A 24,336-nucleotide genomic window follows, 5' to 3' on the forward strand; every position below is an offset into this window, starting at 1 on the left:
GAGAAGACAGAGGAATTGCGATTCTTCAGCCTCGAACGCGCATGCAGAATCCCTTTACAGATCGTTTTTGTTGCGTTACAGTCATACGCAACACTTCCAATCTGTGGAGATGCACGTGACCGCAACGCCCTGGGAACTGACCCGCGAAAGCTTCCTGTCCGAGGATGAAGTCGCTCGGCTGCTGGCCCATTTGCGACAGGTCGAACAGGAATCGAGCGACCGGAGTGCAGCCGCGACGGATCGGGTGATCATCGAGACGCTGCTCTTCTCGGGCGTTCGCAATACCGAGTTCTGCCGGCTGCTCATTGCGGACACCTGCATCGCCACAGGCCGGCCCGAGTTTCAGGTTTCCGAGCGTCCAGGCGAAGTCCGCACGGTCCATCTGCCCCGCAGCCTGTGCGAGCTGCTGGAAAGCTACGTCCGCGAATTCCATCCTCAGCGTCTCCCTGCCGGCGTCCGGCCGGACGACATTGAACAGCCGCTGATTCTCAACGAACGCGGCAAACCCTACGAGCGAACCGCCCTCTACCGCCGGGTCGTGAGAATCCTCTCCGCCGCCGGGCTCGCGGAGCGAGCCAGCGTGCAACTGCTCCGGCATACCTACGGCTATCTCGCCTACAAACGAACCGGCGGCAATCTGCTGTTCGTCCAGCAACAGCTCGGCCACGCCCATCCGATGGTCACGGCCATCTACGCCCAGTTCGTCCCGTTCAACCAGCCTGATCTCGCCAACGCCGTCGCGGAACGTCCGTAAGAATACGGCCATTTCATCCCGTTCTGGAACCTGCCAATGACTGCAACCGTGGAACTGAATGATGTCTATCCCGTTGTCCGGGAACTGATCGCCGACGGCCTGGGAATTGAAATCGAAGACATTCAGCCCGATTCGCTCTTCGAGGATGATCTCGGTGGAGAATCGATCGATTACCTCGATCTTCAATTCCAGGTGGAAAAACGCCTGGGAATCAAGAACTCGATCTTAGGCGTCATCAAGCACGACGCATGGGAGTGCGACGCCGACGGGCGGCTGACTCCCTCATGCCTGGTTCGACTGCAGACTCAGTACGCAACTCTCGACTGGACCCCGCTGACTAGCCAGCCCGGCCCACAGTTGCCAAAGCAGCTCATGACGGTCGGAAACATCTGCAAACTCATCCAACACGCTGCCCGTCAGCAATAGTCCGCGAACGACGCCTCGCCCAAAACGCAAACGGGCCGGAGAGTTCCCCATTGGAAAACTCTCCGGCCTGTCAAATGGATCGATAAGTGCGCGGACGAGATCGAGCGATTACTGGGCGAATTCCGGACGCCGACGGCGGAGCTGGTCTTTCAGCCGGTTCACGATGCTCGAATGCATCTGGCTGACGCGGGACTCGGACAGACCCAGGGTCGTTCCGATTTCCTTCATCGTCAGCTCTTCGTAGTAGTACAGGATGATGATCAGCCGCTCGTTGCGGTTGAGGCCCTTGGTGACCAGCTTCATCAGATCCCGCTTCTGGATCCCCTTCGTCGGGTCCTCGCCTTTGGAGTCCTCGATGATGTCGATCTCGCGGACGTCCTTATAGCTGTCGGTCTCGTACCACTTCTTGTTGAGACTGACCAGGTTGACCGCGCTGGCTTCGCTCTTGAGCCGCTCGAATTCCTCGATCGGCAGTCCCATCTTGCGGGAGATTTCCGTATCGGACGGCGGACGGCCCAGTTCGGCTTCCGCCTCTTTCCGGGCGGCCTCCATCTTGCTGGCCTTGCTGCGCACCAGCCGCGGAACCCAGTCCATCGTCCGCAGTTCGTCCAGCATCGCCCCGCGAATTCGCGGCACGCAGTACGTCTCGAACTTCACGCCGCGTTCGAGGTCGAACGCCTCGATCGCATCGATCAGCCCGAACACGCCCGCCGACATGAGATCGTTCAGGTCGACGCCATCGGGGAGCTTGGACCAGACACGCTCGGCGTTGTATCGGACCAGCGGCAGGAACCTCTCGATCAGAGCGTTTCGCAGCTCCTGATTCGATTGATCCTGCTTGAACGCGTTCCACAGCTCGCCAATGTCGTCGGTTACCTTTGTGACCATCCGACCCTCCATGGTGAGTCTACTTCCTTAAGCACCGGATTCGCTCGCGACCTCCGCAGCCTTCAGCGAGTCGATCCAGCGGGCGAAGTCCCCGTTGGCCTGCTCGTCCATCAGCCGCTCAGCCACACCACCACACAACAGCCCCATGACGTAGAACGCGACGACGCGAAACAGCGCAAGCTGAATCACCCCGACCAGATCTCCGCCCGCAATCAGCCCCACAAGGCTGGTCGCCGCAAAGGCCAACAAAGCCAGACGCACCGCAAACTGGACAGCCATCGCCGCCCCCGAACCTCAATTCCGGACAGTCGAAAACCCCGACCGTCGCCGGCCGACTGTTCTCCGCCGGTTCAACATCGGCACTACAATCCGAAGAATTGAATCATTCTCTGCCCTTTACCAATTTGTGACAGCCGGCCCCAGGCCGTGAATTTTCCCGCGCAGGAGTCACTTTTTCTCAAGTTCTCTGTTTCACAGAGGCATCCGCCTCAATCCCTCGCCGACGCACCAGCCGCTGCGATAATCGCCGGAGATACCCGCCCAGTTCGCTGCCCGGTTGACCCTCGCTGAAGCGATGCGCAATTCGCCGAACGGCTTGGGCCGCCGGGCAACCGGGGTGATCGATCAGAAATGGCCGACGACGGACCACGGCATCCGGCACGACGTCGTCCCACGGCACCGCCCCCGCCCATCGCAGCGGAGTCTGCAGAAACGCACCCGCCGTGTGCCTGAGCCGCTCGAAAATCCGCTCCCCCTGCTCGGAGTCGTGAACCTGATTCACGACCACGTTCCACGCCAGATCTGGGAGCGTCGACAGCGCTTTGACGGTCGCGTAGGCGTCGGCGATCGCGGTATGTTCCGGAGTCGTCACCACCAGCACTTCGTCGCTGGAGGCCGCAAACTGCCGGACCAGGCGGTGAATGCCGCTCCCCGTATCGATGATCAGGTAGTCGCAGCCCGCCTCCAGTTCATCAAACTGCTCCAGCAACTTCTCATGCACCGACGCCGGGCAATCGGCGAGATCCGTGATCCCGCTGGCGCCGGGAATCAGCCGCACGCCCCCCGGGCCGTCGAGCACGATGTCTTCCAGTTGCCGCGATCCGGTGATGACATGCGAAAGATTCCAGTACCCGTTGACGCCGCACAGCAGATCCAGGCTTCCCAGCCCCAGGTTCCCGTCCAGAAGACAGACCGCGGCCCCCTGTTCCGCCAGCGCCACGGCCAGATTCAGCGCCAGGTGGCTCTTCCCGACCCCACCCTTTCCGCTCGTCACCGCGATCGATCGCGCCCGGGTCGGCGTCAAGGCTTCCTTCGACGTCCGCCGCAGCTCGACGAGCCGTCGCAGTTCGAGTGCCTGATCGTGAATGGGGGCGGACAGAACTGTCATGAAAATCTTTGGCAACCAGAGTCGGGCAAATTTCCAAACGGACTGGCACGTCGCGAATCGGGGGCTAACGACCGGACGTTGCCGACAGCGAATCCTGCCCCGTGATCAGTCGGGCCATCCGCGTTGCATGCGCCGGCTCGATGTCCGCCGGAACGTCCTGACCCGTCGTCAGATAACTCACCGGCACCGGAACCGATCGCGCCACATTCAGCAGACTGCCCGGCCCCGAGGCTTCATCGAGCTTCGTCAGAATCAGCGACGAAACGCCCGCCGGCTGGAACTGTGCGGCGGTCGTCTGCAAGACCCGGGATCCCGCCGCCAGACTCATCACCAGATGCACTTCGTCGGGACGCGCCTCGGACAGCACCGTCTTCAACTCCTGCAGCTTCAGTTCGTCTTTGGGGCTGCGGCCGGCCGTATCGATCAGCACCAGATCCAGCCCCGTCAGCTCGTCCAGCGCCCGCCGCATTTCCTGCGGGCTGGTCACGACTTTCATCGGCAGGTCCATAATTTCCGCGTACGTCCGCAACTGCTCGACGGCCGCGACGCGATACGTGTCGACGGTGATCAGCCCGAGCTTCGCCCCGTCCTGGAGCCGGAAGTTTGCCGCCAGCTTGGCGATCGTTGTCGTCTTGCCGACGCCGGTCGGCCCCACCAGGGCGATCACTTTGCGACGTCCGCGTTGCGGCGCGATCGGCGCACCGACCCGCAGTTCTTTCTCAATCTGGGTCGTCAGGACCGACCGGATCGCTTCCGGGCTCTTCCGCTGCGTGGGAGAGAGCAGCGACCGCAGACGGAGCACGACATCCCGCGCCACATCTTCGTCGACTTCCGCGTCGATGAGTTGTGTGAAACTGGAGAACAGCTCCGCCGGAATGTCCGCTGCTCCCTTACTGCGGTTCTGCCGCCCCAGGTCTGTCAGCATCTTCTGCAGCATGTCCAGCCGCTGCTGAATTGCCAGCGTCGGATCGCTGGACGGCATATAGCGTGCCGTCGCCACGGAAGGCGTCGGCGGCTTGGGAGGAACCGGAGGTTCGCTGACAGTTCGCTCCCGAGTCATCGACCGGGGAACCGGAGCCGGTGGCACGACAGGCGGCGCGACCGGAGCCGGCGGCGGAGTGACAGCGGCCGGCGGCGGCGGCAATGGAATTTCTGGCATTGTCGGCGAAATCGCCGCCAGCCGGGCCGCAATCGTTTTCGTTCCGGGATGCCGGCCCATCGGAGGCTCGGCCGCGATTTGCTGGGGCCGCTCCGAAGTGCGGGCGACGGACGAGAGACGATTGATCGGGGGCGCAGGCTCGGGGGGAACCGCCTCCGTCGGGGCGGACTTCATTCCGAGCAGATCGGGCGGCGGCTGGAGAGTTTCGTCAGCAAGCGAAATCCCGGCCGCCGCCGTTCGGGCCATTGACGGCTCAAGAAGGTGTTTCGGCGTCGAGCGCACCTGCACTCCCAGCCCGGCCGTAATCTCAACTTCTTCGCGGCCGCGCGACCACGGCAGCAGTCCGCGCCGGGTCACCTGGCGCGTGTGAAGAACAATGGCGTCAGCCCCCATCTCACGCCGGACCAGTTCCAGCGCCGCATCCAGCGTCGGGGCTTTGTAAGTTCTCACATCGGCTTGCATGGCATTCGTCCTTCCCTGGACTCTGCAATCAATGCGTCTCACCATCCTGGCGAAACGGGTCTTTCAGTCTCTCGTCGATGCGCTACGCGGTCTGAAGTGGTCGGACGGCGGGGCCGCCAGTCCGGATCGCCTGCAGCGGCACCTGGCCGTGCGGTTGAACTGCGGTATCCCGGGTAATCTCATTCAAACTCAAAACGGCCAGCTTCGGCAGCGTATTCTGCGTAATCTGCCGCAGCCCCGCCCGGATCTGCGGGCTGCAGACCAGCACAGGCGGATGCCCGCCGGAGACCAGCCGCTCCAGTTGTTTCGCCAGTTCCTTCGTGACCGCTTCGGAGACTTGAGGCGACAGCTTGATCGACAAGCCTCGATCCCCGAACTCAATTCCCCCAGCCAGCACGTCTTCCAGAGCCGGGTCCAGCGTGATCACATGCAGCGTCCGCTGCGGATCGCGGTATTGCTGGCAGATGGTCCGGCTCAGCGAGTGCCGGGCGTATTCGGTCAGAATCGTCAGGTCTTTGGTCTTGTCGGCGTATTCCCCCAGCGTTTCCAGGATCGATTCCAGATCGCGGATCGGCACCCGTTCACGCAGCAGGTTGGCCAGAATCATGTGGACCTGGGCCGGCTTCAGCAGTTCCGGAATCAGCTCTTCGACGACCTTCGGCGCCCGTTCCTTCAGATTCTCCAGAAGCTGGTGCACGTGTTGCCGCGTCAGCAGCTCGTCGGCGTGATCCCGGACGACTTCCGTCAGATGCGTCACGATCACCGAGGACGGCTCGACGACGCTGTACCCCATCAGCTCGGCCCGCTCCGCCATCGAGGACTCGATCCACCGGGCCGGGCGACCGAACGCCGGGTCGGTTGTCGCAATGCCCGGCACCTCGCCGTTCGCCATGCCGGTGTCGATCGCCAGCAGCCCGTCGGGGTGGATTTCGCCCCAGGCGATGGGGATGTCTTTGAGCTTGATCTGATAGCTGCGCTGATCCAGCCGCACGTTGTCGCGAATCCGGACTTTCGGCAGGATAATGCCGGTCTCCTGGGCCACCTTCAACCGGACGCGCGTCACGCGGTCCAGCAGATCGCCCCCCGAAGCGGGATCGGCCAGACGGATCAGGCCGAACCCGAGCTCCAGTTCGAGCGGATCGACGAGCAGGTGATCTTCCGGCTTAGGCTGCGGCCGGGCTTCGGACTGAGCCTGCTGCTCCTGCTGCGCGCTCGCCGCCACGTCCTGTTTTTTCTTGCCGCGAATCGCCAGTCCAATCGCTCCGCAGCCCAGGCCCAGGCTCAGCATCGGCAGCATCGGCAGCCCCGTGAAAGCCAGGCCCGTCACAAAAATTGCAGACAGAAACATCGCTTCGGAATGCCGGAAGGTCTGCCCGACCACGTCGCGCGAAAGATTCGAGTCCCCCGACGATCGCGTGACCAGCAGACCCGACGCCAGCGAGATCAGAAAGGCCGGTACTTGTGAGACAAGGCCGTCGCCGATCGTCAGCGTCGTGAAGACGGTGACGGCCTTCTGGAAGTCCATCCCGTTCATCGCCATGCCGACGATCAGACCGCCGATGATATTGATCAGCGTCACCACGATGCCGGCGATGGCGTCGCCGCGGACGAATTTGCTGGCACCATCCATCGCTCCGTAAAAGTCCGCCTGAGCAGTCACTTCCGCCCGGCGAATCTTTGCCTGCTCCTGGGTAACCAGCCCGGCGTTGAGATCGGCGTCGATCGCCATCTGCTTGCCCGGCATTCCGTCCAGGGCGAACCGGGCGGCGACTTCGCTGATGCGCGTGGAGCCCTTGGTGATCACAAGAAACTGAATCACCACCAGAATCACGAACAGAATCAGTCCGACGACGAGCTGACCGCCGGCGACGAAGCCTCCAAAGGCTTCGATCACTCCGCCGGCGGCCCCGGTTCCGTCGATGTGGGCTCGCGTCAGAATCAGCCGCGTCGTGGCCACGTTCAGCACCAGCCGGGCGAGCGTGACGCCCAGCAGCAGCGACGGAAAGACATTGAATTCCAGCGGCTTCCGGACGTAAATCGTCGTCAGCAGAATCACGACGGCGAGCGTAATATTGCCCGCCAGCAGCAGATCCATCATCCACGGCGGCAGAGGCGCGACGATGACTCCCACCGAACACACAATCACGACTGGAAACACCAGCGACTGTGTGTCGGAAATCAGTCCGCGCAATCCGGGCGCACGTTCGGACGGCATCCATGCCTCCGCGACGACGGCTCCGCGCCGTCGGCAGTTGTGAAGAGAAACTTGAGAGAAAATTCCGGGAGATTGGAGGTCGGGTTCTTAACCCAAAGAAAAATCGCTGTCCAGACGGTTTTCACCGTGCGGACAGCGATTCGCAGACGTCGGAACTTGTTTCACAGCGGAGAGATGCGAAGGCATTCGTGAAACGCGATGCGTCCCCCGCCGTCAGACTTCCCCACCGGCAGTTTCTGCCTCTCCAATACCTCCAACCAACCAGCCCCTCACACCCTCTTTTCATTTTGCACTTTGCATTTTTCACTTTTCATTTTGCACTATTCGCCCTCTGCCAAGGCACCGCCCCTCCCAACTGCAACTGCCGCGACAACTCCAGAACCAACTCCCGAAACACCTTCGGCGACTTCTCCACCAGATTCGTGGTCTCCGCCGGATCGCTCTCCAGATCGAACAGCTCCAGCGGCGACATCGGACCGTCATGGACCAGCTTCCAGCGTCCGCGAATCACGGCGTCATTCGTCTTGCCAAAGAACTGCACGCCCCCTTCCCGTCGGACGAAGTACTGCACCCGGTCCGGGACGGGCTGCGCTTCGCCGCGCAGGGTCGGCAGCAGGCTGACCCCGTCCGTTCCCGCCTGGACCGGCTGTCTCGCGATGTCGACCAGCGTCGAGTACAGATCCAGCGTCAGCGCGGGAAACGCGATCCGGCTCGCCGGTTTCACAACACCCGGCCAGCGGACCGCGCAGGGGACGCGCAGGCCTCCTTCGTACATATGCCCCTTGTGACTCCGGAACGGACCGGCCGAAGCCCCGCTCGGAACATCTCCCCCGTTGTCCGACGTGAAGATCACAACCGTATTCTCCTCGATCCCCAGATCCTTCAGCGTCCCCAGCACCCGCCCAATGCCGTCGTCCAGATGTTCCGTCAGCGCCACAAACTTCGCCCGCTTTTCCGGCAACTCCGGCGAACGGCCGCGAATCCGCTTCAGCCAGTCCGCAGGCGGCTGAATCGGACCGTGCGGCGCGTTGTACGCCAGATACAGGAAAAACGGCTCCGGCTTCCCCGCTTGCCCTCGAATCCAGTCGCACGACCACTCCGTAAACAGATCCGTCGCATGCCCCTCGGGCGAAATCACCTCCCGCTGCCGCCGCATGAAATTCTCCCCATGCCGCAGGTGCGTGTAATAGTCGTCCATCATGTCGCCCAGAAAACCGTGGAAGACATCGAAACCACGGTCCAGCGGCGTATCCGGCTCGTTCAACCCCAGATGCCACTTCCCGACAATCGCACTCCGATAACCCGCCGGCTTGAGCGCCTTCGGCAGCAGCGTCACGTCGTCCGCCAGCCGTCCCCAGGAATTCTCCGGATGAAACCGGATCACCCCCGGCACCCCGGCCCGGTCCGGAAACCGACCCGACAGCAGCGCCGCCCGCGTCGGCGAACAGACGTTGCTGTTGGCCCGGAACGTGTCGAACCGCAGCCCGTCCCGCGCCAGGCTGTCGATGTGCGGCGTCCGGATGTCGGTGGCGCCGTGGTAACTCACGTCCCCGTACCCGAGGTCGTCCGCCAGAATCAGCACAATGTTTGGAGTGCGGTCGGCCGCCGACACCATCGGCAACGACGACACGGCGTACAAAAACGCGAACCAGGCAGCGAACGAACGAGACATCGCAGCAACTCCCCTTTCGACACGCTCAACATCACGGTGCAAGTCGCCGGCCCCTCGGTCAAACCGGCATCCGCACTATATCCCCGGCAGACCGCTGCGGCGACAACCGTTCGACCATCCGCCATACTGGGTCCGCATCAACATTCCCGCACGGCCCCGGAGGATTGGTTCCGACGATGTACGATGTGATTGGCGATATTCACGGCCATGCCGCCGAACTCCGACTACTGCTCGACCGGCTGGGGTACGCCGAGTCGAACGGCATCTTCCGACATCCGACGCGGCAGGCCCTCTTCCTCGGGGACTTCATCGACCGCGGACCGGCGATTCGGGAGGTCCTGACGATCGTCCGCAACATGGTCGAGGCGGGAGCCGCCCGGGCCGTCATGGGCAACCACGAGTTCAACGCCCTCTGCTACGCCACTCCCGACCCCGCAGCGCCCGGCGAATTCCTCCGCCCGCACAACGAGCACAACGTCCACCAGCATCGCGCGACCATGCACCAGTTCGCCGGCGACCCCGCCTGGTCGGACTGGCTGAACTGGTTTCGCACGCTCCCCGTCTTTCTCGAACTCGACGGCCTCCGCTGCATTCACGCCTGCTGGCATCCCCATTCGCTGCAGGAGATTGGGAGAGCTCTCTCCGCTCACGGGACAATGACCGCGGCGTTCCTCGAACAGGCGACCGCGAAACGAACTCCCCTGTTCGACGCGATCGAAATCGCTCTCAAAGGGATCGACGTCCGATTGCCGGAAGGGGTGCATTACCACGACAAGGACGGCCACCTGCGCCGCCGCGTCCGGCTGCAGTGGTATCGCTCGCCGCACAACCAGACCTGGCGCAGCTACACGATCAGCGTTCATCCGGAAGAGATGCCCGACACGCTGTTCCCGGCAGTCGATTACCCGGATCTGGAGCCCTATGCCGTCGACGCGCCGCCCGTCTTCTTCGGCCATTACTGGCTCTCGCCCGGCGAGGTTGTTTCGCCGACGCCGCGGGCGCCGAATGCCGCCTGCCTGGATTACAGCGTCGCCCGAGGCGGTCAGTTGGTGGCCTATCGCTGGGACGGCGAGCAGATCCTCTCACCGGACAAGTTCGTCGCCGTCCCGGCACACCATCGCGAGACGCCGCGAACGGTCGACCCTGTCACATCGTGACTGATCCGTCCGAGATCAGGCTGCGTTCGAGTCGACGGCGGATGGTGCTCGACGCGTCGCGCCCAGCGTGAACCAGATCGAGGCCACGACGAACACCGCCAGCGACAGCAGGTTGAACGGGGCGGAGAGCGTCAGGAAACCGAGGCCGGACAGGATGGTCAGCAGTCCCGGAAGCGCCTGCAGCAGTCGGTTACTGAACCCCGGTCGAGAGAGCGCCCAGCAGCCTCCCGCAACAACCAGCGCCCAGAGGGCGGCCCAGACCCAGGCCAGTCCCGACTGCACGGTCTCTTCCGGCCGGACGGAGATCGCCAGCTTCGGGTCGCCGCCCGGCTTCGAGAAGACCAGCTTCTGACCGAACTGAGGAATGTCGATCGGCAGCGACAGCCCCGCGATCCGATGACTGGCCCCGGCCTGGAGTCCGTGCAGTTGGACCTCCGCACCTTCTCCGGCCATTCCCTGTGCCACAAAGACGTTCTGGCGAGCAAACTCGTTGACGACACCCGGTCCCGGTCCGTTCACGGGAGCCTGCGGAACCCCTCCAGAGTTGGCGATACCGTTCCCGGCCATTCCCATGCGACCATCGACCATGGTCTGCGCCGAATTCACGTCCCAGAGCTGAACCTGGCCGCCTTTCTTCCCCGATTTCTCCTCCAGCGAACGATTCAATCGATCGATCTCCATCGCATTCTGGCCCTGGTAGGCGGCCCGGGAACGCCCCAGCAGCAACTGCTCAGATTCGTTGCGACTCGCCGGCTTTCCCGAAACTGGCGCCGCGTCGTTCTGTGGCGCGCGGAACTCGAAGGATGGTGCAGGGAGATGGATCGTCGCACCAGGACTGCCAATGGGAGTGCCAGTGAAGGTGTTGCTCATCATCAGTCGGCGGCCATTGTCGTAATTCAGGTCGAACAGGTCGTCCGCCGATTGAATGTTCGTCACCGCCTGCTGCTCGACGATAGCGCCACGTCCAGCCTGATCTCCCGGCGAATCGGACCATTTCCGCTGGACCTCCGACAGACGCTCCAGAGCCTTCGTCTGCACGCGGCCGAATTCTTCGTTGTCGTTCCGGTACTGTCGGACCGACGACTCGATCTGCTTCAGATTGTTCAAGGCCCTCAGTCGCGTCGCCGTGCTGACTTCGCTTTCCACGCAGGACATCAGATCGTTGATTTCCTGCAGGGCCGAGAACTGGTAGGTCAGATCGGCGGCTTCGTCGGTCACCGGCGAAAGGTTGTTCTTCGGGCCGCTGCGAACCGGAGCGGCCCGGAGATCGTCCGGCAGGTAGACCGTCCAGCGGGTGCGGGCCACGGGGATGCCGTAGTTCTCGTCCTCCTGCTGGCCGACCACCAGCGGGGCGGGCAGTTCGAGTTCCTGGCTCGCCCACCGAAAGCCCTTCGGCAACGACGAACCGAGCCGGCCGGAATAGACGACCCGCACCACGAACGACGTATCGGCCTCGCTGGTCTTCGGCAGGGCGATCAGCTCGATCGGCCCCGCCCCCAGCGTGGTCTGCACGGCCCGCGACGGCTGATTGCCGACGAAGACCGACAGGAGCCGCGAGTCGGCCGGCATCCGCAGCGCCAAAAACTGCCGCGTCCGGTTCTTGACCGTCAGCGCCAGCACGCCGCGATACGCCCCGTCGCGCGAGACGACCGTCGTGTAGTCGGCGACGTTGACCGAGGCGGGAATCGCCGCGGCGGCGGCGAAGCGCTGCACGCTCCAGCGCGGGGCGGTTCCGGGCTGCTTCACATGCAGCAGTTCTGTCGCCTGCCGGGCAAGCTGGTCGTCGAGAACGATCGGCAGATCGGCCGGCAGAACCGGCTCGATGTTCGCGGTGTCGACCGCCGTCAACTGTCCCGGCGAGGCGTTGATCAGCAGGACGAAGGCCTGCTGCCGCTGGAGCGTCTGAAACTGCCCGGGCCCGGCGAACTGCTCAAACATCACGGCCGGCGCAGCCACTTCCGTTGACGGAGGGGGGAGCATGCCGGTCCCGGTGAGGAAATACTTGCCGGAGACCGGCGAGCGGAGCGAGACCGTCCAGCGGACCCGCTGGTTTTCAGGCGTGCCCGCCACGACCTCGCGCAGGTTCTCCCCGGCGAATTCCAGCCGACCGGCGAGCCATTCGGGGGTGGTGAAGTACAGCGTATCGGTCGCAGCCTGCGAGATCTCCCACTGCAGACCCAGCGTGTGGGCCACGCCGACGTCGGACGCCAGCACCGTCGCCAGCGACGCCGCCGTCAACTTCGCTGGCAACTGCGTCAGCCGCAGACCGACCGGCTGGGGATCGGCGTCCTGCGACGAAAACGCCAACTGCGGCGCGGGACGTCCGAGCGCCTGGGCAATGCCCGTCGCCAGGCCGGCGTCAATCGATTTCCAGCTTCCCAGACTTTCGACCTGCGGCGCAATCCCTGCCTCCAGCCAGACGGCCAGTTGCTGGTCGCGACGGGTCGTCTCCAGCAGTTGCGGCAACGGGAGTGCGAGCTGAGCCGCTGCGTCGTCCCGCCGGATGACGCCATTCAGTACCAGCTCGACCAGTCCGGTCCGCGGCTGGTTAAATTCCACAGTCAGCAGGTCGCCGCCATCGCGGCGGGCGACGTACCAGTCCTTGAGTTCGGTCGCCTGGACGTCGAGCAGCAGATAGCCGGTCGGCACGGCGACGGACAGCGACGTCCGCGGCGCACCGGTCAGCGTTGCGGAGAACTGCGAGGTCAACTGGGCCTTGCGGCGCAAGACGCTGACGGCGTGGCGGGCGGCGAGCTGCACTTGGGTCGCCTGCCGGGTCGCGGTCAGCGTGACCGTCGCCGGCCGCTTGGTGAAGCGGTAGGCCAGGGCGGGAGGCGCCTCGGGGCGGCTGACCGGGGCGGGTGCGGTAAAGCGGTCCGGATTGACCTGACTCAGATTGACGCCGGACGCGCCGCGCACGGTGAACTGGTCGCCGGCAAAGACGCCGACAAAGCCGACTTCGCCGGTGATTTCCAGCGGCGTGACGACGGTCACATCGAACGTCTGCGAGTCGCCGCCGATGACCTGTTCCTGAAACAGTTCCAGCGTCAGTTGCGTGGCATCGCTGACAGTGCGACGGAAGAAGACGCGGAGCCGGCGCTGACCGTCGACTTCGCTGGCGTCCCAGCCGCCGACATCGGGGCCCAGGACGCTGCGCAGGCGGACGGTCGCCGGCAGCACGAACTGCACGTCGCTGATCCCTCCCTGCCGAACCCGATACTGCAGGCCGGTGCTCAGCACGATGCCCGAATCGGTCAGCGAGACGGCGGTCGCGGACTCGACCTGAATCACGGCGGCCGCGCCGGCCCGGGTCTGTTCTGGCTGCCAGCTCAGCGAGAGCTCCTTTGTCCGGTCGACGCCGAACTCGGCCACCTGGCGATCGCCGTCAGCTCGCAGGCGGTAGGCGGTGCTCGATCCGTTAACCCGCAGCACGAGCCCTTTGGCAGGAAGTTCGAGCGAGAATTTTCCGGCAGGAACCGGCAGCAGCGGCACCTGGGCGCTGCCGGTCTGTCCCGAGAGGAGGGCGGGAACGGCCAGCTCGACGTCGACGACATGCCAGCCGGGTTCGGTGACGACCACGTGCATCAGTCCGTCTCGCACGAGAACGGCGGCGGCCTTGCCGTCGATGACGGCCGACTGCACGGCGGCCCGGCCAAGGGGCAACGGCACGGTTAGCGGGCCGCGCGTCAGATTGCGGACCGAGTAGCGGGCGGTGATCTGCAGCACGGCGTCCTTCTCGGCGCGATCGGCCGTGACGAGCCGGGCGGCATACAGGGCGTCGACCAGTCCGCCATCCTGCGGCGGCAGGGCGTCCGGCCGCTGGTCGGGATGCGCCAGCTCCCACAGCTCGCGAAATTTCTCCTGCGGCAGGAAGACGCGGTCGGCGACGGTCGGAGCCTCATTCGCGTCGTACGGGACGACGATGTAGGGCGCGACCACCGGCGGACTTGCGACGTCTTTCTTCGCAGCCGCCACTGCCGGCTTCTTCGCCGCCGCCGCGGCCGGCGGCTTGGCAGGCCCCTTCGCCTGCGCCTGAACGGTGTCCGCAGACGACAGGCCGACCGTCAAGGCGAGCAGAGTCGTAATCGTGGTTGTCGTCCGGTTCCAACCGCAGCAATGGCAGCATTGGATGCAGCAGCGGACGGCGGCGTGCAGGCTCCAGACGGCGAGCATGGCCCAGCTTCCGAGCCAGACGCCATCGAGCAGCGCCTGCCAGCCGAGCGGGGCGACCGCCACCGCGGCCAGCGTTCCGCCGAGCAGGACCAGGCTGATTCGCAGTTTGGCCGAAAGAGACCGTTTCCGCAGAAACCAGCCGGCAGCCAGCCCGAGGACCAGGAGGAAGATCCGCAGAACCAGGCCGGCCTGGCGGTTCACAAAGCCGAATTCGAGCGTGACGCCATCGGTCTCGGTCCCGTAGTAACGGAAGAGTTTCGCCACGGAGTCTTCAGGGACGGGGAGCTGCATCGTTAGGGACAGGAGTCCCTTCGACATCGACTTGCTCCGAAAGGCCCAGTTCGTTTTCTCGCCATCGGCATCGCGATCCATGACGCCGTCCTGGTTCTGGTCCTGCTGGATCACGAGGGAGAGATTCTGCTCGAACGGCTGCGTCTGGCCTGCGGCCACGGGAGCTGCTTGAGCTTGAGCACGCTGCGGTGCAAACGGGTCCTGTTGCGGCCCCGAGAGGTCGTTCTTGAATCGTCCTTCGGCCTCACCCGACTTGCGGTCGGCAAGACTTTCGCTCTTGGACTCGCCATCCGCCGACTGTGGTTGCTGTCGCTTTGAAAACTCCTCGGCAGGCTTCGCTTCCCTTGGCATGGCGAGACTCTTCTGCGGCGCATCGAAGTCTCCCATCATTGCCGCCTGCGGTTCGCTGGCCGGTGCGGCTGTCGGACTCGCAGCTTCCGACGCGGGCGGATTCAGTCCGACAATCGTTCCCGCAGAATACCGCGTGCTACTTCCATCCGAACTGCCGGAAAGGGCCGTATTGACTTTGCCAAACCGAGCTGAGGCACTCCGTTCTTGCGACCCGAGTGTGTAGACCATTAGTCCGACCAGACCGAGGCCTCCCACGATTCCAACGACTCCGATCGCACGCGCCAATCCACCGACGCCGCCATTCCGCCATGTCAGCACCACCATCGCGCAAACACCAGGAATCACGGCCAGGGCGATCAAGGTCCACGCCAGATTCCAGCCGGTCGGCACGCGGACCAGGTCCTGCCAGCTCCGCAGCCAGCCCGTGTCGTCCAGCGGTTCGACCGGTTCCAGCGTGCCATCGCTGGCGACCACCAGCGTCTCCCGCGGGTGATGCACGCGCCAGCTCTGCTGCAGAACTTCGACCGCCTGTCCCACGCCCGTGCCGGAGATGGCGGTCAACCGGGGAGGCTGCTGACTGATCGTCCCGAACGCCCGCAGGCCGGGGCCTTCCGTCCGATAGAACAACTCCAGCGCCTGCAACTGGTCGGCCGCGACGTCGGCGCTGATGGGGAGCAGATAGGCGTCGTCCGCCCGGCGGACTTCCACCGGCTGGCCGTTCAGCCGGGCCGCCCAGAGGGTCGAGTTTTCCGGGAGCAGAACGCGCAGGTTCTGCACGCCGACGAGCGTCACCTGGAACAGGGCCTTCTGCTGGATCTCGCCGGTCTCGCCGAGGACCGATTCCATCAGCAGCTCGCGGCAGACGGCGGTCGGCAGGCTGACTTTCTCGAAGCGTTCTTCGCTGAGCGACAGTTTCGCCCCGGCAGTCACGAAGCGATAGACCGCGATCACCCGTTCCTTCGGGGCGTACCGGGTCGGGGGAAGGTCCAGCGGATCGGCCTCGGCCAGCGGATCGGCTTCCGCACTCTCGGCCTTCAGCGTCAAACGTTGATCGGCCCCGGCTTCAACCGCAAAGTAGCCATTCTGGCGCTCGGCATCCGTGAATCGCCACACGGGAACGGAGACGGACTCGCCAGTCGTCCGGGGGAGATCGGCATCAAGCGCCAGCAGGAGTTCGCCGCGAAATCGCTGATCGAGACGGAGGGTCCAGACCCGCTCTCCGTCCACAGCGTTGGCGGCTCGCTGCTCGACGATGCGGGGGCCGGAGAGAAAATCGAATCGGACGCTGTCGCCAAGCGCGGACGACAGGCCCACGGAAATCGTGCGGACGCCGCCGCCGCGAACCGTCACCCGCCCCTGCAGGTGGACGTGCAGCGTCTGCGGATCGAGCCGGGCGAATTCGACGGTTTCGACAGCGAGTTGCGAGGGGCGCCGACGGACTTTCATCAGGCCGGAATAGCGCGTGTCCTGCGACTGCAGTCGCAGACGTTCCCAATCGGCCTGCAAGGGCTGCGGGTCGAGTCCTTCGATCTGTTCGAGGGCCAGATCCAGGTCGTCATCGCCGCGGACCACCAGCGTCGTCTCGACCAGGCTGGCTTGCGGCAGGACGAATTCGGGGAGGGTGACTTCGACGGCGTCGGTTTCCGGCGGCCAGCCTTCGGTTTCGCGGCGGAGCTGCAGGACGACGACGGCGGTCGCGCCGGACGCCAGCGGGGATTCCAGCGGCACGCGAACCTGTTGCCGCCCGGCCTCCAGCGGCATGACCTGCCAGCGGCGCGGCTGATCCGCGACGGAAGCTCCGGTGACGGCCCACTCCGCGGGGAGCTGGACGTCGAGGTCGAACAGGGGTTCAAACCGCGGGGCCAGCGTGATGGCAGCCTGGGCCTCCAGACTCTGCGAGGTCACGTTGAGCACGGCCGCGACGGCGGTGTGGAGCTCGCGCTGTTTGGGGCGGGTGATGAACCGGAGCGTGAAATCGGGCTTCCAGAAGTCGTAGCGGTGGAACTCCGTGGCCCCCAGCGTCGCCATGTCGTCCGGCATATCGGAGGCGGCCTTCTCGCCGGCGGACGCGGGACGAACCCCGTCGGCCGCCGTCCGTTCGAGGCGGACGGCCGCGGGATGCTGCAGCACGATCTGGCCAACGTGCGAAGTGACTTCGCGAATGCTGAGAGGGGGGACCGCCCATTCCTGATCGGGGGGGGTGGCCATGACGCCCTGAAACGTGATCTTCCGCTGGCCGTCGAACGGCTGACCGAAGGCGAGGGTGAGCTGCGTCTGACCGTCGTCGGCGTCGGCAAGCTCCCAGCCTTCGAGCCCGGTGGCGGAGACGTCGGCGATTTCCAGGGTCGCGGGAACCGTGCAGATCAAGGTGTCGATCGGCTTGCCATACACGATCACCGACGTCAGCGCCCGCCAGGTGACCTCGCCCGGCGCGACGTGCAGTCCGTAGCCGGTGGTCGCGAAGACCAGAGCGTCGGCGTTCTTGTCGGCGGCGCGGTCTGTGAGTCGGAGTTGCAGGTTGTGGAGCCCGCCGACGGCCAGCTTGTATTCGGCGGGCTGATCGAGCGGGGTCGGGCGTTCCAGTTGCAGGTTGCCGGCGAGGAGTCGCTTTCCCGCGGGCACGGCGAGCGTCAAAGTCCCTTGAGCCGCCTGGATGAGCGAAAAGACCGCGACCTGATCGCTGCCGACGGCGGTCAGATCGGTGCTGAGTTCGAGGGTCAGAGTATGATCGCCCCGGCCTTCGGTCAGAAGGACCAGCGCCCCCTGGGGGTCGCGATTGAGAATGGCAGGGTTTTCGCCAATGAGAGCCCGTTCGACGGCGATCCGGTTGGCGGGGAACGTCCAGCTCTGCCAGCCGTCGGCGAATTGCGACAGGCGAATGGTGCCTTTGAGCAACAACTGGTTGTCGCGGATCTCCGCCAGCCAGGTCGCTGCCGTCACCGCGGCGGGGACGGCGCTGCGCGGCCGGCTTTGCTCAGCGGCCTGCGCGAGCTTCAGCAGTTCGTCGAACTCGGCCCGCTGGAGGAAGACTCCCTGGCGATGGCGTTCGAGGACGGCGTCGAGCTCTTCCACAGGGACGAAGACGCGGCGGGGAGCCGAGGGTTGGGGCGGCGCCGGCGGTTGAGCGAGAACCGCTGGCACTCCGGCCATCGCCAGGGCGACGGCTGCCATCCACCGGCAAACAATTGTGCAACGACGTGTGATATTCATGGTCGGCACGACTTCTGGAGAACACGGAGCACGGCGGAAAGGGACGCGAAGACGCATTCAGACTCAGCTCACCGGTGGGGATGGCGGTTCCTGAGGCGGTTCGCGTTCCGGTTCCGGCTCATTCGGAGCAGCGGCGGAAGTGACCGGCAGCGAGGGGCCGCCGGCGGTGGCGAGGACTGGCGTCGGCCGGGCGCCGAGCAGGCCGTGGATCAGCCAGAGGGCGATCAGGGCGGCGATGCCATAGGCGGCGACGGTGACGGCGTGGAGGATGATTTCGGAGTCTTTCAAGGCATACGCGGCGGCGAGGAAGAGGCCGATCACGAGGATGGTGAGCTTGTTCTCCCACGAGGTGTTGCGGAGGATGACGGCGATGACGACGAGGGCGCCGCTGATGAGCCAGGTATAGGCCGGCAGGGGCCACCAGGAGACGACGGCCAGGTTCTTGCCCCCCAGATTCGAGTAGACATAGTCGCGGCCCTCGACAGGGAAGTCGAACAGGCCGGTGGCGTCGGAGCCGATCCACTGGTCGAGTTCGCCGGCGCTGCTGGTCCGGCGGGGGAAACCGAAAAGCGCGGCGCGGAACGTGGAACGGGTTTCCGAAGTGAAGCCATCGGGAGTCGCCACGAGGGCGTATTCCTGGGGCATCCAGACGGCCAGCTTGAGCTGCTGGATGGCGACGCCGGTCTCGCCGCCGATGACCGGCAGGCGAAGCATGATGTTGCCTCCCCAGGTCTGGAACAGGTCTTTTTCGAGCTGGGGGTTGCGGAACATGACCGCGAACGAAAACTGTTCGTCGGCGGACGTGGCGCGGGCGACGTTGACGAAGTAGGCGTGGAGGTGTTCGGTGTCGGCGGCGGGGTTCTTTTCGAGGGCGACGGTCTTGCGGTCGACCATGACGCCGAGGGGCTCGACCCCTTTGGGGAGCGCAAGCGCAAGGCGCTGACGTTCGCTGGAGCGGATGACATAGCGGGCGCGGTAGGTGGCGGCGCCGTTGCGGTCGATGACGATTTCGACCAGCGCCCGCGGGATGACGGTCTCTACCACCGCCTGAATGTCGTACTTGCTGGCGGAGAGAGAAATCTCCACCGGTTGCTTGTAGTAGCGATAGGCGACAAAGCCGTCCTGGGCAAGCTGGGTCAGCTCGCGGACGTCGATCGGTTCGACGTCGCCGCCGGTGGCGCTGGTCGCGACCGCCAGGGCGCGGTCTTTGACGACGGTCACTTCGCCCGCGATTCGCGAGACGGTAATCGCTTTCTTCTGGGCGTTCGGCTCAGTGTCGTCGTATGGCGATTCGACGCGAACCAGACCCACTGCGGTCTGCTCGGCGGGCGAGGCGGCGGCGGTCTTGGGGGTCAGTTCGTAGCGAACTTCGAAGGGGACGGTGCCGACGACTTCCCGCTGCAGGACGATGGTCCAGGTGACCCAGCCGTCGACGGCGGCGGCGGCTTTGCTCTTCTGTTTCACCGGCGGCAGATCGGCCCCTCCGGCGAGGGTGATCTGGGCGGTGTCGGCCACGGGTTCCGGAACCGCGATCCGGAACGTATCGAGTCCCGCGTATTCGACGAGAAACTTCACCTGTGCGACGACCTGCACCTGTCCCTGCCGGGCGTCGATCCGCGTCCCGACCGTGGCGGTCAGACGGGTCGGCTTGCGGACCATGCGGACGGGAATCTCCACGGGGCGACGATTGTAGACCCACGACGAGACCAGTCGGCTGTTCGGAATCCCTCCGGCCTGCGGGTTGGGATCGGGCTGGGCCGAAACGACTTTCTCGATATCCGTAATGACTTCCAGCGAATCCGGGGCGTAAATCTGCACGGAACCGTTTTCCAGCTCGGTCCCTTCCGGCTCAAGCAGCGGCGCCATCTGGTCGGCGGCGGCCGCCTGGGTGTCGAGGGTTTTCACGCAGACCACCTGCACGGCCACTTCGCCCTGCAGTTTCTCTTTAAGCAGGATGGTCAACTGCGACTGGTCGGGAGAAACGTCGAACTGCTTCATGGGAGCGCAGACGACATTCTCGACCGTCATCCCGGCCGGGAGCCGGAACTTCAACTCAAACACCCCGGCGCGGTCGATGGCGTAGTTCAGCGATGACTGCAGTCGGAGCTGCTCGTCGCGATAGATCACCTGGCTCTGATGTCGCACGATAAGCCGGGGCTGGACGGGGCGGGTCAGCACCTTAAGCTGCACGGCAGGGCTGTAATACTTGAAGTAGAGCGCCCCGGGGCGTTTCAGCCGGGCATCGACTTCGCTTTCGTCGATTCGCGAAAGCCCCTGCTGCTCCTCAACGGTCAATGTCAGGTCGCCGCCCGTTCGGACCGCGACCTGACCGCTTTCCCGGAGTGCGTCGAGGGCATGAATTCCGTGGGCGGCGTTGTCTTCGAGACCGACCACTGAAACCGCGTCTGCCGGCAACGGTCGTTCGGTGTGAACTTCGAGCGTGACTTTTCCGCTCGCCCGGCTCAGGAACTCGACCGTAACGACCTGCCGACCCTCTTCTTCGGCGGTCGTCCAGTCTTTGACGCGGGCCTCCGAAGTGATGTCGAGAATTCGGTGTTCTTTGGGAATCGCCAGCCGGACGCGATCGAGTTGGCCCCGGAGCACTTCGTAGGTCAGCCAGGCATCGGTATGAATCAGCCCGTCTTCGAGCGAGACCAGCGTCTGATTCGTGACGCTGGTCAGCAGCTCCATGTCGGGGCGCGTTCCGGCCCGGGAATGCCAGGTCGCTGTGACTTTTTCGGTGGCGCCGAGTCCAGCCTTGATCCGAGTCTCCTTGTCCCCGGACTTGACCACTTCGCTGACGAGTTTCGGGCTCAATTCGACGATCTGATCGGCTTCGGGAAGTACGAGCTCGAACGTCGTGATGCCGACGGGCGGCAACTCCAGCTCCAGGCTTCGGCCATCGGGACTGGTGCGAACGCGCGCGGTCAGTTGCAGTGTCACCCGATGTTCGCCCGGTTCGGGAAGAAGCAGCGCGTACGTGCCATTCCCAGTCCCGCGCAGGAGGACCTTGCCGGTATCGCTGCTCAGTTCCCCGATCGCCGCTTCGCCAAATCGGAGCGGGACCTCGGCCCAACCGCGGTCCAGCCCGGTGACCACAAGCGTGGCGGTCACCGTCGCGATGTCCCTTTCGACTTTGGCGACATACGTGGCGGAACTGACGAGCCCTTCGACCGGCGGCTTGCCGGCGGGCCGAAGTTTGTCGCCCCACCACTTCTCGGCGAGCTCAAGATACTCGCGATACGGCATCAGAACGCTTGAGCCCTGGCCCTCGAAGACGGAGCGCAAGTTCTTGAACGGTATGTAGATTGTCCGGTCCGGGGCTGCGGCGCCTTCGGATTCTGGAAGTGAGGCCGCGTCCGTGGCGGGCGGCTCCTGCGCAACTCCGACAGTCGGATGCCCCAGCCCGGCGAGCACAAGGCAGACGGTCAACAGAAGTCCTTGCGGCTGATATCGTTGCATGAAAGCATCCCTCTGCGGCGTCGCACGTTGTGCACTGGCCTGTCAACTTCAGCAGAATGCGGCAAGATTGTCGAGAGAGTAGATTTGGAAAAACCGCTAAAACCGGTAAGCGAACAGCTCCGCTCAAGTCCATTCGAGAGAGAAGACGCCTCGTTTCGGAAGAACTCTCCCGGATTTCCGACCGATCGCCTCAGAATCTGCGGGGTGATCGCATTTCCAGCGCCGGGCCGCGGTTCGCAAACATCGCGCGTGACCGCCAATGGCCGCCGTGGTACAACGTCTCCTGCGACAAGACTTTCCTCCTTCGTCCCCGCCTGCCGGTGCCTGCATGCCAGCTACGGAAAAACTCCGCGACCACCGAGTGCTGGAAGTCGACCTGTTTGGGGACACCCTCGTCGTCATACCGGCAGGGGACGCCGTCGGCTTCGGACTCAACGTCGTCAACAACGAAGTCGCCAAAGTCCTGGAAGTCGCCAAATCGAGTCGGGTCAAGCACCTGGTCATCGATCTCGGACGGGCCAACTACTTCGGCTCGGTGATGATTGGCGAATTCATGCGGCTGGGGGTTGCAGTCCGCGAGCGCGGCGGACGGATCGCGCTCTGCGGCGCTTCCGCAGATATGCAGGATGTTCTGCGGATCATGAAGCTGGATTCGATGTGGGAAATCTTTCCCCGGCAGGACGACGCCGTCCGCGCGATCGCCCGGGTCCCGTTTCGCGAGCATCTGTGGCGCAAACGCCGCTGGTTTGCCGCCGCCGGCCTGATTGCCGCGGGGATCGCCCTTTACATTCTGATTCCACGACCGCAATACGATCGGATGTACTATCCCGAGGTGAAGAAGATCTGGATGGAAATCGGCGAGCTGCAGCGCCGCCAGGCTTCGGACACGGAATGGGAGATTTTCATCAGCAAATCCCAGGAGAAGCTGGCTCCGATCGTGGCGCGGCTCGAACGATATGCCAGCGCGGATCGGGTCGCCGCCCGTTTCCTGCTGTATGTGGCCCGCGACTCCATCCCGGCCGCGATGGCAGAGCGAAATCGCCCCAAAACTCACGTCGATTCGTTAATGGGAGACCGCTATATCGAGTCGATCGAGTCCCTGCATTCGGGCGGCCTGGACACGGTCGGGGATTACAGTTTCCTGGCGGAGATCAAACCGGCTGCTGCGACCGACGCGGCGAAGCCGGAACGGCCGGACGCCATTGAGGCGGAACCCGACTCACAGCCACAATCGGCTCCGGCAACCGAATCGGTTCCAGCCGGTGAGGCTCCGTCGCCGTCGGCTTCAGCGACTGATCGCCCCTCGCGAAACTCGGCCCGAATCTCGAAAGACTGAAACTCGAGGAGCAACGCGATGGTCTGGCGACGGGTCTTCTGCGGGCTGGCGGCTGCGTTTCTTACTGTCTCATTGGCCGCGGGGGAAGAGACCCCCGATTCGTCGGCGCGTCTGACCGCTCTGATTCAGGATCTCGATTCGTCAAGTTTTGCAACGCGCGACAGCGCGTCTGAAGAGTTGCTGAAGGCTGGACCGGCGGCCATCGAACCGCTCGCGCGGGCGGCAGGCGCGGGAAGCCCGGAAACGGCCGCCCGCAGCCTCGAAGTCCTCAACCGGATCTACGCCGCGAACCAGGACGTGAGCTTCGACGCGACCGAAGCCGTCCTGTTCGCGCTGATGAAATCCCCCAAGACGGCCACTCGCGATCGCGCGACGCGAATTCTTGAACTGGCGGCAGATCAGCGACTTGCGCGCGCGGTCGCCGAACTGGAGAAACAGGGAGCACTCGTCAAATACAACGATCCCACCGGCGTTTTTGCGGCGGCTCCGACACCCGCCCGGCGCAGCCGGCCCCCGGGCAATATTATCATCACGCGCCGCTGGACCGGCGGCGACGCGGGATTGAAGCAGCTTTTGAGGCTCTATCACATCCCGAAGCTGCGAATCTACCGGACGAAACACGCTGCCGTTTCGGACGAAGCTCTGGACGCCATCGCCAATGACATGGGGAACGTGGATGAGATCCAGGTGCGGGGCGAAGGATATCTGGGGATCAGCGCGGTGCAGCCGGCCGTCGGCTGCACGGTCAGCAGCGTGGCCGAGGAATCGGCTGCGGCCAAGGCAGGATTGCGGGAAGGCGACATGATCCTGAAGTTCGGCGAGGACAGAGTCGATTCGTTTCAAGCTCTGATCGAGCTGCTGAACGACAGAGTCCCCGGCGACAAGATTCCGGTCATCTTCCGCCGCAATGAGGAAGTCATGACGGTCGAAGTCGAGCTGACTGACTGGATGTGACCGGCCTTCAGCTTCCGGCGGCGAATGCCTTCCGGATCGCCTCAATGCGCCGCCGATTGACTCCCAGGTCGGAGTACCCCAATCGAGACGCCGATCGGACGTGGATCATGCGGGTCTCTGCGTCGACCAGGAATTCGACGTCGTCTACGAATCGCAGAATCAGGCTTCGGAATTCCACGTGCAGGTAGCCGGCAGCATCGACAACAAGCCGCGTTCGCGGCATCGCCTTGACGGTTTGGCGGAGCCGCTCCATTGCGGCTTCCGGCGAATCTGAAAATGTCAGCGGCGGAATGCCGTGTTCCCGATCTGTGTCGAACGAGCAGACGCAGTTCGGCGACGCGGGGCACGGCCGCAACCTCCCCTCCACGACGCCCAGATTGTCGGGCTGAATTGCGGTCATCAAGCTCCAACCTCCCGCTGCAAACACCATTGCGACGAT

The 24,336-nt window shown here is 64.4% G+C and carries 14 protein-coding genes; 5 read left to right on the plus strand and 9 right to left on the minus strand.

Annotation, left to right across the window (positions count from 1 at the left end):
- Positions 1–115: 115 nt before the first annotated feature.
- Together SH412_RS05555 and SH412_RS05560 are read left to right on the plus strand one after the other, a co-directional pair.
- Entirely contained in the window at positions 116–754 is a 639-nt protein-coding gene (locus tag SH412_RS05555) for a tyrosine-type recombinase/integrase (protein WP_336522523.1), read from the plus strand.
- Positions 755–790: 36 nt separating this feature from the next.
- Positions 791–1,180, plus strand: a complete 390-nt coding sequence (locus SH412_RS05560; RefSeq protein ID WP_336522524.1) for an acyl carrier protein — start codon at positions 791–793, stop codon at positions 1,178–1,180.
- Positions 1,181–1,288: 108 nt separating this feature from the next.
- On the opposite strand, the gene SH412_RS05565 is transcribed toward SH412_RS05560, so the two are convergent.
- From SH412_RS05565 to SH412_RS05590, 6 genes are all read right to left on the minus strand, one after another.
- Entirely contained in the window at positions 1,289–2,068 is a 780-nt protein-coding gene (locus SH412_RS05565; protein WP_336522525.1) for a FliA/WhiG family RNA polymerase sigma factor, read from the minus strand.
- Between the two features lie 27 nt (positions 2,069–2,095).
- Positions 2,096–2,347, minus strand: coding sequence for a hypothetical protein (locus SH412_RS05570; protein WP_336522526.1), 252 nt, complete (start codon positions 2,345–2,347; stop codon positions 2,096–2,098).
- Positions 2,348–2,525: 178 nt separating this feature from the next.
- On the minus strand, positions 2,526–3,455 hold the full coding sequence (locus SH412_RS05575) for a MinD/ParA family protein (RefSeq protein WP_336522527.1): 930 nt from the start codon (positions 3,453–3,455) through the stop codon (positions 2,526–2,528).
- Positions 3,456–3,519: 64 nt separating this feature from the next.
- Positions 3,520–5,076, minus strand: coding sequence for a flagellar biosynthesis protein FlhF (gene flhF, locus SH412_RS05580; RefSeq protein WP_336522528.1), 1,557 nt, complete (start codon positions 5,074–5,076; stop codon positions 3,520–3,522).
- Positions 5,077–5,158: 82 nt separating this feature from the next.
- Positions 5,159–7,291 (minus strand): flagellar biosynthesis protein FlhA, encoded by a 2,133-nt coding sequence (gene flhA, locus SH412_RS05585; RefSeq protein WP_336522529.1) that lies wholly within the window; start codon positions 7,289–7,291, stop codon positions 5,159–5,161.
- Positions 7,292–7,601: 310 nt separating this feature from the next.
- A complete protein-coding gene (locus SH412_RS05590) occupies positions 7,602–8,963 on the minus strand; it encodes a sulfatase-like hydrolase/transferase (RefSeq protein WP_336522530.1) in 1,362 nt (453 codons plus the stop codon).
- A gap of 176 nt (positions 8,964–9,139) precedes the next feature.
- On the opposite strand from SH412_RS05590, the gene SH412_RS05595 reads away from it, so the two are divergent.
- Positions 9,140–10,120: a metallophosphoesterase gene (locus tag SH412_RS05595; RefSeq protein WP_336522531.1), complete on the plus strand. Its 981-nt coding sequence runs from the start codon at positions 9,140–9,142 to the stop codon at positions 10,118–10,120.
- A 15-nt stretch (positions 10,121–10,135) separates the two neighbouring features.
- On the opposite strand, the gene SH412_RS05600 is transcribed toward SH412_RS05595, so the two are convergent.
- Together SH412_RS05600 and SH412_RS05605 are read right to left on the minus strand one after the other, a co-directional pair.
- The gene (locus SH412_RS05600) at positions 10,136–18,145 is read right to left on the minus strand and encodes a hypothetical protein (RefSeq protein WP_336522532.1); all 8,010 of its coding nucleotides are present in this window, start codon (positions 18,143–18,145) and stop codon (positions 10,136–10,138) included.
- A gap of 63 nt (positions 18,146–18,208) precedes the next feature.
- Positions 18,209–21,607, minus strand: coding sequence for a hypothetical protein (locus SH412_RS05605; protein ID WP_336522533.1), 3,399 nt, complete (start codon positions 21,605–21,607; stop codon positions 18,209–18,211).
- A 328-nt stretch (positions 21,608–21,935) separates the two neighbouring features.
- Between SH412_RS05605 and SH412_RS05610 the strand changes: the two genes are divergently transcribed.
- Both SH412_RS05610 and SH412_RS05615 read left to right on the plus strand, forming a co-directional pair.
- Positions 21,936–22,943 (plus strand): STAS domain-containing protein, encoded by a 1,008-nt coding sequence (locus tag SH412_RS05610; RefSeq protein WP_336522534.1) that lies wholly within the window; start codon positions 21,936–21,938, stop codon positions 22,941–22,943.
- A gap of 18 nt (positions 22,944–22,961) precedes the next feature.
- Entirely contained in the window at positions 22,962–23,897 is a 936-nt protein-coding gene (locus SH412_RS05615; protein WP_336522535.1) for a PDZ domain-containing protein, read from the plus strand.
- Between the two features lie 7 nt (positions 23,898–23,904).
- On the opposite strand, the gene SH412_RS05620 is transcribed toward SH412_RS05615, so the two are convergent.
- Complete coding sequence (locus tag SH412_RS05620; protein WP_336522536.1) at positions 23,905–24,297, minus strand: DUF1499 domain-containing protein; 393 nt, start codon at positions 24,295–24,297, stop codon at positions 23,905–23,907.
- Between the last annotated feature and the right edge of the window lie 39 nt (positions 24,298–24,336).

The sequence above is a fragment of the Planctellipticum variicoloris genome, from assembly GCF_030622045.1.
Taxonomy (GTDB): Bacteria; Planctomycetota; Planctomycetia; order Planctomycetales; family Planctomycetaceae; genus Planctellipticum; species Planctellipticum variicoloris.

What these genes read in the sequence shown, in the direction of transcription:
- SH412_RS05560 (WP_336522524.1), top strand. Translation starts at nt 791, where the DNA reads ATGACTGCAACCGTGGAACTGAATGATGTCTATCCCGTTGTCCGGGAA.
- SH412_RS05565 (WP_336522525.1), bottom strand. Translation starts at nt 2,068, where the DNA reads ATGGTCACAAAGGTAACCGACGACATTGGCGAGCTGTGGAACGCGTTC.
- SH412_RS05570 (WP_336522526.1), bottom strand. Translation starts at nt 2,347, where the DNA reads ATGGCTGTCCAGTTTGCGGTGCGTCTGGCTTTGTTGGCCTTTGCGGCG.
- SH412_RS05575 (WP_336522527.1), bottom strand. Translation starts at nt 3,455, where the DNA reads ATGACAGTTCTGTCCGCCCCCATTCACGATCAGGCACTCGAACTGCGA.
- flhF (WP_336522528.1), bottom strand. Translation starts at nt 5,076, where the DNA reads ATGCAAGCCGATGTGAGAACTTACAAAGCCCCGACGCTGGATGCGGCG.
- flhA (WP_336522529.1), bottom strand. Translation starts at nt 7,291, where the DNA reads ATGCCGTCCGAACGTGCGCCCGGATTGCGCGGACTGATTTCCGACACA.
- SH412_RS05590 (WP_336522530.1), bottom strand. Translation starts at nt 8,963, where the DNA reads ATGTCTCGTTCGTTCGCTGCCTGGTTCGCGTTTTTGTACGCCGTGTCG.
- SH412_RS05595 (WP_336522531.1), top strand. Translation starts at nt 9,140, where the DNA reads ATGTACGATGTGATTGGCGATATTCACGGCCATGCCGCCGAACTCCGA.
- SH412_RS05600 (WP_336522532.1), bottom strand. Translation starts at nt 18,145, where the DNA reads ATGAATATCACACGTCGTTGCACAATTGTTTGCCGGTGGATGGCAGCC.
- SH412_RS05605 (WP_336522533.1), bottom strand. Translation starts at nt 21,607, where the DNA reads ATGCAACGATATCAGCCGCAAGGACTTCTGTTGACCGTCTGCCTTGTG.
- SH412_RS05610 (WP_336522534.1), top strand. Translation starts at nt 21,936, where the DNA reads ATGCCAGCTACGGAAAAACTCCGCGACCACCGAGTGCTGGAAGTCGAC.
- SH412_RS05615 (WP_336522535.1), top strand. Translation starts at nt 22,962, where the DNA reads ATGGTCTGGCGACGGGTCTTCTGCGGGCTGGCGGCTGCGTTTCTTACT.
- SH412_RS05620 (WP_336522536.1), bottom strand. Translation starts at nt 24,297, where the DNA reads ATGACCGCAATTCAGCCCGACAATCTGGGCGTCGTGGAGGGGAGGTTG.